18 protein-coding genes are annotated in these 15,671 nt (G+C 39.0%); 11 read left to right on the plus strand and 7 right to left on the minus strand.

All coding sequences use genetic code 11. The features are described from left to right. Window positions 1-34 precede the first annotated feature (34 nt). Entirely contained in the window at window positions 35-820 is a 786-nt protein-coding gene (locus tag G6Q00_RS08570) for a hypothetical protein (protein ID WP_240330979.1), read from the plus strand. A gap of 273 nt (window positions 821-1,093) precedes the next feature. Here G6Q00_RS08570 and acpS read toward each other — a convergent pair whose 3' ends face one another. The 4 genes from acpS to G6Q00_RS04240 are packed head-to-tail and all read right to left on the minus strand — an operon-like array spanning window position 1,094 to window position 2,959. Further along, on the minus strand, window positions 1,094-1,447 hold the full coding sequence (gene acpS, locus G6Q00_RS04225; RefSeq protein WP_163532148.1) for a holo-ACP synthase: 354 nt from the start codon (window positions 1,445-1,447) through the stop codon (window positions 1,094-1,096). After that, complete coding sequence (gene fliL / locus G6Q00_RS04230) at window positions 1,444-1,989, minus strand: flagellar basal body-associated protein FliL (RefSeq protein ID WP_205426500.1); 546 nt, start codon at window positions 1,987-1,989, stop codon at window positions 1,444-1,446. Before fliL ends, acpS begins: the two co-directional genes overlap by 4 nt. A gap of 2 nt (window positions 1,990-1,991) precedes the next feature. Continuing rightward, window positions 1,992-2,591, minus strand: coding sequence for a 16S rRNA (guanine(966)-N(2))-methyltransferase RsmD (gene rsmD / locus G6Q00_RS04235; RefSeq protein WP_163532149.1), 600 nt, complete (start codon window positions 2,589-2,591; stop codon window positions 1,992-1,994). Continuing rightward, window positions 2,591-2,959: a hypothetical protein gene (locus tag G6Q00_RS04240; RefSeq protein ID WP_240330980.1), complete on the minus strand. Its 369-nt coding sequence runs from the start codon at window positions 2,957-2,959 to the stop codon at window positions 2,591-2,593. Before G6Q00_RS04240 ends, rsmD begins: the two co-directional genes overlap by 1 nt. 26 nt (window positions 2,960-2,985) lie before the next feature. Between G6Q00_RS04240 and lepA the strand changes: the two genes are divergently transcribed. Next, complete coding sequence (gene lepA, locus G6Q00_RS04245) at window positions 2,986-4,779, plus strand: translation elongation factor 4 (protein ID WP_163532150.1); 1,794 nt, start codon at window positions 2,986-2,988, stop codon at window positions 4,777-4,779. Between the two features lie 350 nt (window positions 4,780-5,129). Here lepA and G6Q00_RS04250 read toward each other — a convergent pair whose 3' ends face one another. Together G6Q00_RS04250 and G6Q00_RS04255 are read right to left on the minus strand one after the other, a co-directional pair. Continuing rightward, a complete protein-coding gene (locus tag G6Q00_RS04250; RefSeq protein ID WP_430750787.1) occupies window positions 5,130-5,756 on the minus strand; it encodes an outer membrane protein in 627 nt (208 codons plus the stop codon). 22 nt (window positions 5,757-5,778) lie between these two features. Next, window positions 5,779-6,159, minus strand: coding sequence for a hypothetical protein (locus tag G6Q00_RS04255; RefSeq protein ID WP_163532151.1), 381 nt, complete (start codon window positions 6,157-6,159; stop codon window positions 5,779-5,781). Window positions 6,160-6,285: 126 nt separating this feature from the next. Here G6Q00_RS04255 and recG point away from each other — a divergent pair, with 126 nt between their 5' ends. The 8 genes from recG to G6Q00_RS04295 all read left to right on the plus strand — a co-directional run bounded on the left by recG (window position 6,286) and on the right by G6Q00_RS04295 (window position 12,961). Beyond that, complete coding sequence (gene recG, locus G6Q00_RS04260; RefSeq protein ID WP_163532174.1) at window positions 6,286-8,127, plus strand: ATP-dependent DNA helicase RecG; 1,842 nt, start codon at window positions 6,286-6,288, stop codon at window positions 8,125-8,127. An 83-nt stretch (window positions 8,128-8,210) separates the two neighbouring features. Then, a complete protein-coding gene (gene ccoN / locus G6Q00_RS04265) occupies window positions 8,211-9,710 on the plus strand; it encodes a cytochrome-c oxidase, cbb3-type subunit I (RefSeq protein WP_163532175.1) in 1,500 nt (499 codons plus the stop codon). A gap of 9 nt (window positions 9,711-9,719) precedes the next feature. Then, the gene (gene ccoO / locus G6Q00_RS04270; protein WP_163499217.1) at window positions 9,720-10,448 is read left to right on the plus strand and encodes a cytochrome-c oxidase, cbb3-type subunit II; all 729 of its coding nucleotides are present in this window, start codon (window positions 9,720-9,722) and stop codon (window positions 10,446-10,448) included. A 2-nt stretch (window positions 10,449-10,450) separates the two neighbouring features. Continuing rightward, window positions 10,451-10,660 carry a cytochrome c oxidase, cbb3-type, CcoQ subunit gene (locus G6Q00_RS04275; protein ID WP_163499218.1) on the plus strand — a complete coding sequence of 70 codons (210 nt, stop codon included), beginning with the start codon at window positions 10,451-10,453 and terminating at the stop codon, window positions 10,658-10,660. Window positions 10,661-10,662: 2 nt separating this feature from the next. Beyond that, window positions 10,663-11,535 carry a cytochrome-c oxidase, cbb3-type subunit III gene (gene ccoP, locus G6Q00_RS04280; protein ID WP_163532152.1) on the plus strand — a complete coding sequence of 291 codons (873 nt, stop codon included), beginning with the start codon at window positions 10,663-10,665 and terminating at the stop codon, window positions 11,533-11,535. Beyond that, window positions 11,532-11,729, plus strand: a complete 198-nt coding sequence (locus G6Q00_RS04285; RefSeq protein ID WP_163499220.1) for a DUF4006 family protein — start codon at window positions 11,532-11,534, stop codon at window positions 11,727-11,729. Before ccoP ends, G6Q00_RS04285 begins: the two co-directional genes overlap by 4 nt. Window positions 11,730-11,862: 133 nt before the next feature. Then, the gene (locus G6Q00_RS04290) at window positions 11,863-12,429 is read left to right on the plus strand and encodes a hypothetical protein (RefSeq protein WP_240330983.1); all 567 of its coding nucleotides are present in this window, start codon (window positions 11,863-11,865) and stop codon (window positions 12,427-12,429) included. Then, a complete protein-coding gene (locus G6Q00_RS04295) occupies window positions 12,419-12,961 on the plus strand; it encodes a hypothetical protein (protein ID WP_163532153.1) in 543 nt (180 codons plus the stop codon). Before G6Q00_RS04290 ends, G6Q00_RS04295 begins: the two co-directional genes overlap by 11 nt. Here the strand turns inward: G6Q00_RS04295 and G6Q00_RS04300 are convergent. Continuing rightward, window positions 12,958-13,734: an outer membrane protein gene (locus tag G6Q00_RS04300; RefSeq protein WP_163532154.1), complete on the minus strand. Its 777-nt coding sequence runs from the start codon at window positions 13,732-13,734 to the stop codon at window positions 12,958-12,960. The genes G6Q00_RS04295 and G6Q00_RS04300 overlap by 4 nt on opposite strands. A gap of 139 nt (window positions 13,735-13,873) precedes the next feature. Between G6Q00_RS04300 and G6Q00_RS04305 the strand changes: the two genes are divergently transcribed. Further along, a complete protein-coding gene (locus G6Q00_RS04305) occupies window positions 13,874-15,586 on the plus strand; it encodes a BspA family leucine-rich repeat surface protein (RefSeq protein WP_163532155.1) in 1,713 nt (570 codons plus the stop codon). Window positions 15,587-15,671: the final 85 nt, after the last annotated feature.

The raw sequence follows: 15,671 nt of genomic DNA on the forward strand, positions 1-15,671 counted from the left end.
ATATCTAAATCATTTTTACTTTAAGGAGACTATTTTGAAAAATAGGTACACCGCGTTACTCACATTTTTAGTTGGGTATTTTTTTATAGCTTGTAGTGTGTATGAGAGTACGGATCTACCCTCTGAGAATATTTATAAGAAGGAAAAGGCTAAAAAAGCTAGCAAAGACAAAAACAAACACCCTAAAGAAAAAGATGTGAAAAACAAACCCCACAAAGAAATCCCCGTTTCTAAAGCCCCTGAGACTCCCAAAAGATCAGAATCTAACACCGCTTTAACAGAAGAGATTAAAAAACTCAGTGCGGCTATAGCTACGAATGCTGAAAAAGTAGATGCCTTAGATGCTAAATTTAACACACAAGAAGCACAAAAACAACCGCCACAAAATACACTACCAAAAAATGTTGAAAAATCTGATCGTTTCCTCATTGGATATGGCATAAGCGATACGAAGGTAGAATCTGATCAAAATAGTGATGCAAGAGAAGCCGCTTATTTTAATGCAAGACGCATGCTCACTTTCTCTATTTATAAAAGATTTAGTCAGGCTCTACAAGATAATCACTTAAAATCTAATCATCTTAGAAATATTTTACTCTTCACCATTGATAAGGCCATTGATAGTACCGAAATTTATAAAGAAAAGAAATTTATCTTTTTGCCCTTTTATCGCAAAATCTTAGGGCTTTTCTTAGTAGATAGCAATGTTTTAGAGCGCATTAGACAATTAGTACGCGTCCAGTATAATTTTACAAACCAACAAAGACATGTCATTGATCGCTTGATTTATACGATGCAAAACGAGGATACTTTACACTAATAATCACCTATTGGCACATTTATTCACATGTTAGGCACAGTGATTGCTTTTTGTGCCTATATGTGCCTAAAACCTGCAATTTTAAGTTAAAAACCCCACTTTTTAACCTATCATTAGCACATGCTTTGTGCTCTCATGTGAACAAAGAAGTTTTTTTCCCCATGCTAGCAAGTCCCTTTGTAGCGCACTTAAATAGGCTTAATTCACATTTTCACAGCCCCTACTACTACTACTAAAAATAATAATCATGGATTTTTTGCCCCTTTTTTAAAATCAAGAAAGAAACTGCACTAAAACAACAGCGATTGCAAAACCCCGATCATGGCTAATGCTTACATGTAAATTTTGGATCTTAAAAAGTGTCTGTTTTTCAGGGGTGAGTTGTAAAATAGGCGCGCCTAATGTGTTTTTAGACAAGCACATATCTAAAAATCTCAACTGCGCACAAATCCCCACCCCTAAAGCTTTAGAACAAGCCTCTTTAGCCGCCCAAGCTCCGGCAATACTTTGGGGTTTTATAAATAGAGCTTGTTCGTAAGCTGAAAGGAATTTATTTAAAAAGCGGTGTTTGTGGCGGGATATATTGTCTGTAATGCGCGCTATACAAACAATATCAACCCCAATCATTGAATCACAAAATCGGTAAAGAAAACATTTTTAATAAAGCCATCAATTAAAAAGCTATTGATATTACTACGGATTTCCTCTTTAAGCTTGTTTTTGCCCTTAAGTGTGCTGATCTCCTCAATAGATTTAGAAGAAAGAATTTCAATAATGGTGTCTTTAATCGCCGTTTCTTTAACTTTAACCTCTTCTACTAACTTAGGATCGCTTAACTCTAAACTAATACTAGTTTTAAGATAACGGCGTCCATTTTGGGCAATTAAATTCACCACAAAGGGATCGCTTAAGGGATATAAAGGCCCTAAGGATAAATAATCTGATGATTTAACCATTAAATCTGATTGCCCCCCATTATCATTGAGTTTACTGGCCTCTCTGATCTGGCGCATGCGATTTCCCGTATCTCCCTCTGGTTTTTTCTCATTTCTACCGAGTAATAAAATAGCAATCACCCCCACCAAAATTAGCATCACCAAAACCGCACCAATCACCACAAACAAAAACGCCTTGCTGCTCTTTTTGGCCTCTTTAACCTCATCAGCCATGTTTATTCCTTTGATAAAAAATAATAACTCAAGCTTGTTTTACCAAACTTTCTTTGCTTGATTATACTAAAGCCGGCTATATTTCTTGGCATGCTCTGCGTGCTTTTATGCTCAAATACAATTAAAAATCCATGCTCTAAAAGAAGCGGGGGAATTGTTAAGTTCTCTAAAAAATGCAAACAACGCGTATAAATCCCCTCCATAAAGGGCGGGTCCATGTATAAAACCACTAAGCCTTTAGGTTTTAATGTTTCTAAATAAGAATGGAGTAATTTAAACACATCTGCACAAACAGCGTAAATCTGTGCCTCTTTAAATCTATTTTTAAAGGCTTGGATATTTTGCTCTAATACCAAAAAAACATGGGGGTTTTGTTCAAAAAAGTAGGCTTCAGAAGCGCCCCGACTTAGGGCTTCTAAACCCATGCTCGCACTACCAGAAAAAGCCTCAATAAACACGCTATGAATAATAGAAGTTTGCAACACATTAAAAAAGGATTCTCTAACAATAGCCTTAGTGGGGCGCGTGATTTGTTTAGGGGGCAAATGTAAAGAAAGACCCTTGCACACCCCCCCTAAGATTTTTAAAAGTGAGGGGGGCATTAGCGTTTATAATCCTGCAATAATTCAAGCAACTTATGCGTGTACTCTTGTAACAGGGTTTGTACCTTATACTCTAAACTCTCTCTTTGGGCTTTATTTTGGTAGAAATCTTGTAATTTTTCTAATAATTCTTCTTTTGTAAAGGGGGTTTGAATATGCGCCTCTTTTTGCGATCCAATCAAACAAGTGGCCTTTAGTGGGTTTTTAAGGGGCCAATCGCTTAAAATAAAATCACAAGCCTCTTGAGTGGATAAAAAATCATGCAAATAGCGCTCTAAAACTTGTTTTAACAATAAAGAGCGACAGTTGATAAAAATCTTCATCGTTTCCATTTTTTGCGCACCAAATGCTATTATTGCATATTCCATGTTCAAAAATACTTTTAAGGGAGGCTATGCAACAGCGTATCCGCAATTTTTCTATCATTGCCCATATTGATCATGGCAAGAGTACTTTAGCTGATTGTTTGATTCAAGCCTGTAAAGCCATAAGCACACGGGAAATGACAAGCCAAGTGTTAGACACTATGGACATTGAAAAAGAAAGAGGAATCACCATTAAAGCCCAATCTGTGCGCTTACAATATCATTTTCAAGGGCAAGATTATATTTTAAATCTTATTGATACCCCCGGGCATGTAGATTTTAGCTATGAAGTCTCTCGTTCACTAGCTGCTTGTGAGGGAGCACTTTTAGTTGTAGATGCCACGCAGGGCGTGCAGGCACAAACCATTGCTAATGTCTATGTAGCCCTAGATAACCACCTAGAAATTCTACCCGTGATTAATAAAATTGATCTGCCTAACGCTGAAATTAGCGCAGTTAAAGAAGATATTGAAGATACCATTGGGTTAGATTGTAGTGAGGCTAATTGTGTGAGCGCAAAATCAGGTTTAGGGATTTTAGCATTGTTAGAAACACTTATTACTAAAATCCCCCCACCTAATGGTAACCCTAATGCCCCCACTAAAGCCCTTATTTATGATTCATGGTTTGATAATTATCTAGGGGCTTTGGCTTTGGTGCGTCTTAAAGAGGGCCGTTTGTGTGCCAACCAAGAGGTATTAGTCATGGGCAATCAAAAAATTCATCAAGTGCTAGCTCTTTACTACCCTAATCCCTTGCATAAAATCCCTACAGATACCATTGAATGTGGCGAAATTGGCATTATTTCTTTAGGCTCTAAAAATTTAACAGACATCACCGTAGGCGATACGATCACCGATGCTACAAACCCCACACAAAACCCTATAGAAGGATTTAAACCGGCTAAGCCTTTTGTCTTTGCCGGGCTTTATCCTATAGAGAGCGATCAATTTGAAGAATTGCGCGATGCGTTGTATAAATTACAGCTTAACGACTCTTCTTTACAATTTGAACCTGAAAGTAGCATGGCTTTGGGTTTTGGTTTTCGGGTAGGGTTTTTAGGACTCTTGCATATGGAAGTGATTAAGGAAAGATTAGAGCGCGAGTTTAATCTTAATCTTATCACCACCGCGCCTACTGTTATCTATGAAGTGCATTTAAATAATGGAGAAATATTATCCGTGCAAAACCCTAGCCAGCTACCCCCTGAAAACACCATTGCCTGCATTAAAGAACCCTATGTAAAGGCTAGTATCATTGCACCTAGTGAGTATTTAGGCAATTTATTAGGCTTACTTAATAAAAGACGGGGGATTCAAGATAAAATGGAGTATCTCAACCAAAACCGGGTACTTTTAACTTATTCTTTGCCCAGTAATGAAATCGTGATGGATTTTTATGACAAACTTAAATCTTGCACTAAGGGTTATGCTAGCTTTGATTATGAACCCATTGATTATAAAGAAGGGCGGCTAGTTAAGCTAGATATACGAGTCGCCTCTGAAGTAGTGGATGCGCTCTCTATTATTGTAGATAAGAGCAAGGCCTATGAAAAAGGCAAGGCTTTAGTAGAAACCATGAAAACGCTGATCCCAAGACAACTTTTTGAAGTCGCTATTCAAGCTAGCATTGGCAATAAAATCATCGCACGAGAGACGGTTAAGTCGGTGGGTAAGAATGTAACGGCTAAATGTTATGGGGGTGATATTACTAGAAAGCGCAAACTCTTAGAAAAGCAAAAAGAGGGCAAGAAACGCATGAAAGCCATTGGTAAAGTCCAACTCCCCCAAGAGGCATTTTTAGCGATTTTAAAGGTGGAGTGAAGTGCCCAAATGCTAAAAACACTTGAGCTTCCTAGGCTGATGTTGCCCGTAGGGAGAGTTTGGTTCTCACTCTATCCCTATAGTAGGGATTTTACAGAGTTGAAAGCTCCAACGCGACTCCCTACAGGTCTCACACATCATATCTCCAAAGGCGTAACTTTCGGCACTTCCTGCCGTAGATACGAATGTATGCGGGTATTGTACCACAAAAGTAAGAATAGGTGGCATTCATTCCACCCGCTAAAGATAAGTGGGATTTCTGCAAGAGAGTCTTAAACTCTTTAGCACTTGTAGCACAAACCTTTAGCCTTAGTCAAAGCTAGGGGCTTTATAGCGTAATTGCTAAAAGTTTAAAAATACCAGGTGTGGGATACAAACATACTGTAATCGCGCACAAATTTAGATCCTAATTCTGTATCAAAGGGAAATTTAAATCCCACTTCTATAGATACATCGTGATAGAGAATTACCGTTTGGAAACGAATACCCACTTCTCCTAAAACCCTAAAATAAGTTTTCTTGAAAGTAAAGCTAGTAAAGGATCTATAATTTTCTACGAAAAAATCGCGTGAAAACTTAGAAGTTGTCCAAGTGTTACCCGCCACCATCATGCCATAAAAAAGGCCCCAGACATTTAAAGGGTTTTTATTATATTCAATGACCACATCTGCACCCGCTCCATAAGTAAACATATTGGTTTCAATATTATCTTTTTTATCTAAAATCACATACCCATAGTCTAAAAAGCCATAATAACGGGTGTAAAACCAGCGATTAAGGGGATTGTATTCATAGCCATACATGATAGTCGCCCCCTCAATGGTACGGTAGTTTGTCTTGGTCTGGCCATTTTGGATTGTATCATAGTGCATTTGCCCCAAAAGATACTCACTAAGTAGAAAAGTACGACTCTTAGCCGCCTTGATTGGGGATAATAAAGCCAAAAGTACCCCTACCACGCATATTAGCTTTTGCATGGGATTTAAGGGGGTTTCAAGATTAATAATTGTGGTTTAGAGGCGAGGCTAAATTATCTTGGTGATTAGTCCAGTTTTGTAGAATATTGCCATTTTGAGGGCTATAAAGTGGACCAGTCCCTTGAGTTGCCTCTTGGATCGCATTTTCCTCATCTACAAGTTGATCAACCCTTTCTGTTGTCTTAGCATTATCAGCCTTATGCTCTAACTCAGACTCTAAAGCCGCATCTTGTTGTGCTGGAGTCATTTTATTGAGTGCACGGGCATCTGCGGGCTTAGCTTGTTGGCTTGAAGATTTAGAAGATTTATGGGTGTCTTTACAACCCTGAATCAAAATCCCAGCTGAGACAAGTACAGAGATGCTTAAAACCCTTAAAATTTGTTTGAGAGGGGAGTACTTCATTTATGTTCCTTTTTTTGGGCTATAATAATCATGATTTGTTAAAATAAAATTAATGATTGATTAAAATAAAATAAAAGAATGATCATGGAGTGGACAAAAACAGGTGGAGGCGGGATTAAACCGGATATGGATTTAGGATTAGGCGTTTCTTTAACCTCTTTTTTAGAATTGCTTTTAAACCCTCCTAAGAGTTATACACCATATTATATTTTAGAAAATTTAGAACCCGGGGCACTGGGCTGTTTGGAGGTGGATTATATAAACATGCATAAAGGGAATGTATTAAAAATTAATACACAAGTTAAAACTACAGGGCAGGTTTTAGAATTGGTTTGTTTTAACTACACCCCCTATCATACCAAACACTTTTCCCAAAAAAGCTATTTTGTCTATGGCAAGTTAAGCCTTAATCCTTACACCCAAGTTTTACAGATGATTAACCCTAAAATTATTACACAGCCAAACACCATAACCCTACACTTTGATAAAGCATGCCAAAAAATCACCTCTTTTAACCAACAACGGCAGTATAAAACTTATAAAGATTATTGTTTAAGTATCCTCACCCCTTACAATTTGCATAAACTCACCGCTTTAGGCGTATCTGTAGAGATGATAGAGAGTTTACACATGCTTTTTTATCCCACCTTACAATTTGCACTAGATCATGCAAGCAAAGGCCTACATGGCAAGTACTTAGAGAGTTTAAAATGCATAGAGGCTATGGCTTATATGCTAGCCTTAAGCGGAAAAACACTCCATGCCCCTAGTAAATTTAGCGGGCATGCGAATATACAAGCCTTGCAAGAATTTTTAGACAAATTACCCTTTACTCTCACGCCTGATCAACAAAAAGCCATTTCTAGTATTAAGCAAGATTTAGAAGGAAAAATAGCGACAAAACGCCTGGTTATGGGAGATGTTGGGTCGGGAAAAACGATGGTGATTTTAGCTAGTGTGGCTTTAGCATCGCCTTATAAAAGTTTATTAATGGCCCCTACAAGCATTTTAGCCAAACAGATTTATACAGAAGCTCTTAAATTTCTACCCCCCTCTATTAAACCTCTCTTGTTACTAGGGGGGTGGTCTAAAAAAATGCAAAAATCCATCCATGAAGCCACTTTTATTATAGGCACCACCACACTTTTATACACCCCCCTAGACACCTCACAAGTGGCTTTAGTTTTAAGCGATGAGCAACACCGCTTTGGCACTAAACAACGCCATGCCTTACAAACACTGGCCACACATGCAACGGGTAAACCCCATTACCTGCAATTTTCAGCAACGCCTATTCCTAGAACTTTAGCGATGATGGGGGCTAAGTTTGTTGCAACAAGTTTGCTTAGAGATAAACCCTACCACAAGGATATTAAAACACACATCATCGGTAAGAAGGATTTTACAAAACTCTTAGAGCATATCCAAGAACAAATTGCGCAGGATAGACAAGTGGCTATTATTTACCCTCTAGTAGAAGAGAGCCAAAAAATGGATTATCTTTCTTTGAAAGAGGGAGCGCCTTATTGGCAAAAACGGTTTGAAAAAGTTTGTGTGGTGAGTGGTAAGCATAAGGATAAAGAGGAAATCATGGAAACCTTTGCTAAACAAGGGCAGATTTTATTAGCCACAACTTTAATTGAGGTGGGGATTAGCTTGCCTAAGCTTTCAACAATTATTATTGTAGGGCCTGAGCGCTTAGGTTTAGCGACTTTACACCAGCTTAGGGGACGGGTTGCACGGCTAGGGGGTGAGGGCTATTGCTATCTTTTCACGCACCAAAGTGATAACACACGTCTATTAGATTTTAGCCAGACTCTTGATGGTTTTGAGATCGCTAATTTAGATTTAAAATACCGCCATTCAGGGGATTTACTCCATGGTAAAGAACAAAGTGGGAATCATTTTAATTTTTTAGATTTAAGTGAAGATCAACACCTTATTACAAGAGTAAGCGCTCTGTTTTAGTTGGGTTATTAAATTAAACCCTAGTCATGCTATAATGGGGTTTGCGTGAATTTTTTTATTAAAGGAGAATGATGGATATAAGCATGCAACAGGGTTATGCCCGCAGTGCAACTACCACGACTAAAGCGGTTGCTGAATATGACTATTCAATTGCGCGTTTATTTATCATTGCTATGATTGCCTTTGGAGTCATTGGCATGCTTGTTGGGGTGATTTTAGCTTTCCAGTTAGCTTTCCCAAAACTTAACTATATTTTAGGCGAATATGGCATTTTTGGGCGTTTGCGGCCTGTGCACACAAACGGGGTGATTTATGGCTTTAGTTTAGGTGGGATTTGGGCTAGCTGGTATTACATTGGACAAAGGGTTTTAAAAATCACCTACCATGACTATCCTTTTTTAAGGGCGGTGGGTTATTTACACTTTTGGATCTGGATTCTTGCTTTAATCTTGGGTGTGGTGAGTTTGCTAGGGGGGATTACCCAAAGTAAGGAATATGCCGAATTAGCTTGGCCCTTAGATATTTTAGTAGTGATTGTTTGGGTGCTTTGGGGAGTTAGCATGTTTGGGAGTATGGGGGTTAGACGCGAAAATACAATTTATGTCTCCCTTTGGTATTACATCGCCACTTATGTGGGCATTGCAGTACTTTATATTTTCAATAATCTCTCTATCCCCACTTATTTGGTAGCCCATGTTGGCAGTGTATGGCACTCTATTTCTTTATATGCCGGTAGCAATGATGCGCTTGTACAGTGGTGGTGGGGGCATAATGCAGTGGCCTTTGTCTTTACTAGTGGAATCATCGGTACAATTTATTATTTCTTGCCCAAAGAATGCGGACAGCCTATATTTTCTTATAAACTCACCTTGTTCTCTTTTTGGAGTTTGATGTTTGTCTATATCTGGGCAGGAGGCCACCACTTGATTTACTCCACCGTGCCAGATTGGGTACAAACCCTTTCTTCTGTTTTCTCTGTTATTCTCATTATTCCCTCTTGGGGGACGGCTATTAATTTACTTTTAACCTTAAGAGGACAGTGGCATCAGCTTAAAGAATCGCCCTTAATTAAGTTTTTGGTTTTAGCTAGCACCTTTTACATGCTCTCTACCCTAGAAGGTTCTATTCAGGCTATCCGTTCGGTTAATGCACTTGCCCACTTTACCGATTGGATCATCGGACATGTACATGACGGCGTGTTAGGTTGGGTTGGTTTTACTCTTATCGCTGCAGTTTATCATATGGTTCCTCGAGTCTTTAAACGCGAAATTTATTCAGGAAAGCTCATGGATGTGCAATTTTGGTTGATGAGTTTAGGCATTGTGCTTTATTTCTCATCTATGTGGATTGCAGGAATCACTCAGGGCATGATGTGGCGCGATGTGGATCAATACGGCAACTTGGTTTATCAATTCATGGATACCGTGCGGGTGTTATTCCCTTATTATGTTATCCGTGGCATTGGGGGTAGTTTGTATCTTGTTGGATTTTTCATTTTCCTTTACAATGTCATCATGACCATTCAAAAAGGTAAAGTGTTAGAAAAAGAACCCGCTTATGCTACACCTATGGGCGTGTATTAAGGAGAGTTGATGTTTAGCTTTTTAGAAAAAAACCCTTTCTTCTTTACGCTAGCCTTTGTGGTGGCTTTTGCCGTAGCGGGTATCGTTGAGGTTTTGCCTAATTTCTTTAAGTCTGCTAGGCCTATTGAGGGGCTTAAACCCTATAATATTTTAGAAACAGCCGGGCGTCAGGTTTATATCCAAGAGGGTTGTTATAACTGCCATTCTCAACTTATCCGCCCTTTCCAAGCAGAAGTACAACGCTATGGGGCTTATAGCTTGAGTGGGGAATATGCCTACGATCGCCCTTTTTTATGGGGTTCTAGGCGTATTGGACCAGATTTACACCGCGTAGGCGATGTGCGCACCACTGCTTGGCATGAAAAACACATGTTTGAACCCTCAAGTGTTGTGCCCGGTAGTATCATGCCTGCTTATAGGCATTTATTTAGTAAAAATGTAGATTTTGATACGGCTTTTGCAGAGGCTTATACCCAAAAAGAAGTTTTCCATGTCCCCTATGATAAACCCGGTGGGGTGAAACTTGGCAACATGCAAGAGGCTAAAAAACTCTTTTTAGAGGAAGCCAAAGGTATTGTAGCCAACATGCAAAATCCTCAAATTAAAGAAGCGCTTAAAAAAGGGCAGGTTAAAGAAATCGTGGCTTTAATTGCTTATTTAAACCACTTGGGGCAGGCTAGAATTGCCGCCCCTAGCAAATCTGTAAATAGCGTTGCAGTGCCTGCTAAGAAGGAGTGATGATGGATATAGATACGGTTCGTGGACTTGCCTATGCTTTCTTTACTATCTTATTTACAGTCTTTTTATACGCCTACATCGTAAGCATGTATACAAAGGATAAAAAGGGCATTACAGATTATGAACGCTATGGACAACTGCCCTTGCAGGACGAACTCAACGACGCGCTAATTGAGCCACGCTCCACCCTATCTAAACCAAAAAGAGACTAGCAATGCAAATTCTTAAAGATCATGTTAATTTATTCACTCTAGTGGCGGCGTTGGTGATTTTAATCGCCACACTTAGCATGAGTTCTTCGCTATTTAAGGCCATGCGCGAAAAAACAATAGGCGAGGACGAGAAATACTACAATGATGGGCATAAGTATGATGGGATTGCTGAATTGCTCAACAATGTTCCCTCAGGCTGGATTGTTAGCTTTTTAGTTTTCATTGTATGGGGATTTTGGTATATTTTTATGGGCTATCCTATGAGTAGCTACTCTCAAATTGGGGAATACAATAAAGAAGTTTCCCAATACAACAAAAACTTTGAAGCCCGCTGGAAAAATTTAAAACAGCAAGATTTAGAGCAAATGGGACAGGGAATTTTTTTAGTGCAGTGCTCACAATGCCACGGTTTAGAAGCCACCGGATTAAACAACACTGCTAGAAATTTAGTCAAATGGGGCAAGGAAGCAGGGATTATAGAAGTGATCAAACAGGGCTCTGTTGGTTTGGGTTATCAAGCAGGGGAAATGCCCCCACTTGGCATGAATGCTGAAGATGCAAAGGCTGTGGCTAGCTATGTGATGGCTAATATTTCTAGTTTGCACCACACAAAAACCCCCCAATTAGTACAAAAAGGGGAGGCTATTTTTAAAAGCACATGCGCAAGTTGCCATGGCCAAGATGGCAAGGGGCAGGGAGGATTGGCAGTTGATCTTACCCACTATGGTACGCCTTCTTTCTTAAAAGAGGTTTTAGATAAAGGTAAAAAAGGACATATTGGAGAAATGCCTAGCTTTGCCTACAGACATTTTAACGATATTCAGATACGCGCGCTTACAAGTTATATCCAGTCTTTGCAAGGAGATGAGGAATGAATGGTTTATTTGGCTTAAATGGGATACTTGGTTGTTTGTTAGTGGTGGTGGCTTTGCTAGCCTTAGTGGTTTTTCTTGGTCTAAAGGCTGTAAGTATCCAGCAACAAGAAGCCACAAATTACTATAAACTAGATACTAAAAACATACAGATGTTTGTGAATAACCAACATTTCTACCAATCACATAAGGAGTAGTTGTGTTTACAGGAATGGAAAAATTACTAGGGTTGTTTTTGATTATTTTATTTGTAATCTCGCTTGCTCTTTATTTTACAAGACCTTTTTTATTTGCTGTGTGAGATACGGGCTTTTAATTTGGTTTATATGGATGGGTTTTTTATCCGCTCAAGATTTTGTGCAAGATAATCAGGCATTGCATTTAGTACCAAAAAGCGCTACACTCATTGAAAGCGTGTCTTCTGAATTGTTTGAAAAAACAGGAGTGAGGTTTTTTATATTTTTAGGCGGCACTGATCAAACAGACACTAAAGAGGCGCGCTTGCATTACCAACAGATAAAACTTAAAAATTTAACCCCACCTTTCATCGCTATCTTTGCCTATTTTCAGGCAAAAAAGATCAATATCATAAGCAATCCTGCGGATTTATTAGCCACCGATTTTATCTTTTTTGAGCGCATAGCTCCTTTTTTGCCTAAAGAGTGGGGAGCTGACATGACTAAAAACAACGCCCACTTTTCTTTTGCCCTCCTTAATGGTTATGCCTATATGGCTGATGCGCTATCTGCAAAATTCCATGTTGTTTTAGATAAAAATATCAAAGAAGAGGGGGCTAATAGTTTTGTTAAAACCACGCTTTATATTCTTACATGCTCTCTTTTAGCCCTCTTCTTTTATGGGTATTTCTTTGGCGCTAGGAAAAGCCGTGGGAACTAGGAGAAACTACTGGCCCTTAGGGATTTTAGTAGTTTTACTAATAGGGCTTGTATTGATCATTGCCCTAGTGGTGGTGGCAATTAGATACGCACCCCAAAGCGATACTTCCTATTTGCACCAACACACCTACACAGATAGCCACATTAATGATATGCTAGCACAATACCAAGCTTTTAGTAAAATTTATGCCCTCAGTCTCTCTAGTGGTAAGCAAAATTTAGAGCCTACTTTTCCCTTTTATTTCAACCCAAATACCCCATTACTTTGGTTAACTTCTAATAACAACCAACTTACTTTAATTGTACATAAAAATAACAAGGAAGCGCCGTCTTTAAAATTCACAATCACAGCCCTAAGACCCAGACAAAAACCAATTTTAATAGGGGAGTTAGCATGTAAACAAGAAGGAGAAGAAGAGCTTTGCTCCACGCCTCTTTTTAATTTACCCTTAAAAGGAAATTACAAACTTCTTTTAAAAGCGGTGTTTCAAGGGGCAGATTTACCCTTAATCCAGCCGGCCTATGTACGCTAAAAAGTAAAGGCGTAATTAACATACCACGAATATAGCCGCCTAATGTAGAGCGAGCCATCATTCTTGGTTTGTAAAAAAGGATTTTTACGCATCATAGGAAATTTAATACCCGCCTCAATGCTACTATGCTTTAAAATACGGATACGCCCCCCCACATTTAAAAGCAATTGAAAACCAGTAGGTCTTTTATCTAAACCGGCATATTGTAACGCCACATTGCCAAAATCCGGAGTAGCCAAAATCCAAGAATTGCCCGCAAGTTGTACCCCACCTAAAACCCCCAGAGCCATCATTTGGTTATTGATAAAATTAATCACAATATCCCCCCCGCCTCCATAGGTGAGCATATTAGGCTGGATAGGTCTATTACTCCCCACCATTTGCTGTAAAATGTTCATGACATTGACTTGGCATTGGGGCGCATTAATTCCTGTGGGGGTTTTTGGAGGGTTTAGCCCTGCTGGATTTATTTTACAATCAACAGGATTACCGGTTGGGTTATGATTAGGAAAAGAAATCCCCTTAGTGTGGGCATAATCAAAAAATCCATAAATTTTAAAACCAACCCACCTACTTGGAAATACTTGATAACCAATTTGTAACCCAAACCCCTCTAATGGGGCGGTGGTTGTTTGTACATTGCCATTTTGTGTGCTGCGTACCTGTGCCTTACCTTGCTGATAACCCCCCTCTAAAAAAACACCATTACTATCTGCTGCCATTAAAAAACTAGTAAAAGTGGGTAACAACCAAGAATATTTAAAATAATGCATATGACTCCTTTTAATTTCTACTATATCGGTTAGCTAGCATGCCACCTGTAATTATCCTGCTAGATAAGTTCAGATTAGTTTAACGCTCTCTATGTTAGCATAAAGACCTACTTTATGGTACTACTCTACAGGGGTGTGTATGTCTCTTAGTTATTTTTGTCGTACCTCTCTGCTACTACTTTTACTTCTGGTATTATTGCCCGCCCATACCTTCACCCCTAAAGATAAAGCCAGTTTACAAAATTTATTACAAAACCCACACATCGCCCTCTCACAGATCAACACCCATTATATTAAAGACATGAGTTATTTATTTTGTTTGCGCATGCCTCTTATTAGAAAAGGGATTTGTACACCTTACCGGGAGGATTTTAGCGGCATTGGAAAATGGGATGTTAGCCATGTAGAAAACATGGAGGGGTTGTTTATGAATCAGGTGCATTTTAACGAGCCTTTAAAGCGGTGGAATCCTGTGCGGGTGAAAAATTTTAGTTACATGTTTGCCAACGCCACGCATTTTAACCAACCCATTAATAATTGGAACACCTCTAGCGGGGTGGACTTTAGTTACATGTTTGCCAACGCCACGCATTTTAACCAACCCATTAATAATTGGAACACCTCTAGCGGGATAGATTTTAGTTATATGTTTTATCACGCTAAATCTTTTAACCAACCCCTAGATCGCTGGAATCGCTGGAGTCGTTCTTCTAAGCCACCGCAAAATTTTAGCTACATGTTTGCTAATGCTAGCCATTTTAAGCAAAATATTAGCCGGTGGAAAGATCTAAAGCGGGCTAATATTCAGGGTATCTTTTTGGGTACCCCCATGCAAGGCTTAGAGCTTAAAGATAGTACCACTCCAACCCCCCCTAATGTGTTGCAATTCCTGCACTACCCGCAAAACAAAGCCGAGTTAATCGCCTTAATTAATGATGTGCGCATTCCGCTAGCTAGTATTAACACCAGTTTGATTGAGGATATGAGTTATTTATTCTGTGATAAGGAAAATATTTATACGCGCTTAAAGCAGTTGCCAATTAAAAATGGGGGATTGTGGGAGCATACAGATGCAGAGTATCCTAAAATCTTAAGTTTGTATGAAAATTGCCACACCACCAGCGCACGGACTAATCTAGATGGGATTGAGACTTGGGATGTTAGCCATGTTAAAAACATGGAGGGCATGTTTATGGGTAGAGAAATTAATATTCCTTTGAATAACTGGGATACAGGCGGTGTAACCAATATGAAAGCCATGTTTGCTTTAGCTTCCTTTAATAAACCTTTAGATGATTGGGACACGCGATCTGTCAAAGATACAAGTTTTATGTTTTATGGATGCCGTAACTTTAACCAAAATCTCAACCATTGGAATATGGAGCGTGTTATCAATTTAAGTTATATGTTTAGCCTCACCTATAGCTTTAATGGGGATATTACGCGTTGGAAACTCTCTAGCGCCACTAATCTACAAGGTATGTTTAAATACGCCACCCTTTTTAACCAGCCTATTGGGGCTTGGGATGTTAGCCGTGTGCAAAACATGGCCTATCTTTTCTATGGGGCTTTTCTTTTTAATCAGCCTTTAAATAATTGGAATACAAGCCATGTAATTAGCATGCGTAAGATGTTCTTTTATGCTAAGAGTTTTAATTACCCGCTAAATCACTGGGATACAACGCATGTTTTGGATATGTATAAGATGTTTGCCTACACTAAAAACTTCAATCAGGATTTGAGTACTTGGAATTTACACAGGGCTAATTCTCGTTGTATGTTTTTGCACGCAACAGGGATGCATTCCTTTTTCCCCAAAGCTTTTTTTGAAACTTCTAGTAGTTGTAGTTAAGATTGTATTCTTTAGCCCCAATTAGCGCATTTGTTAAGTTGTAATTTAGCTAACTAGCGCTAAGATCGCGCTTTATTTTACTAAT

Source organism: Helicobacter suis (assembly GCF_902196125.1).
GTDB lineage: Bacteria > Campylobacterota > Campylobacteria > Campylobacterales > Helicobacteraceae > Helicobacter > Helicobacter suis_B.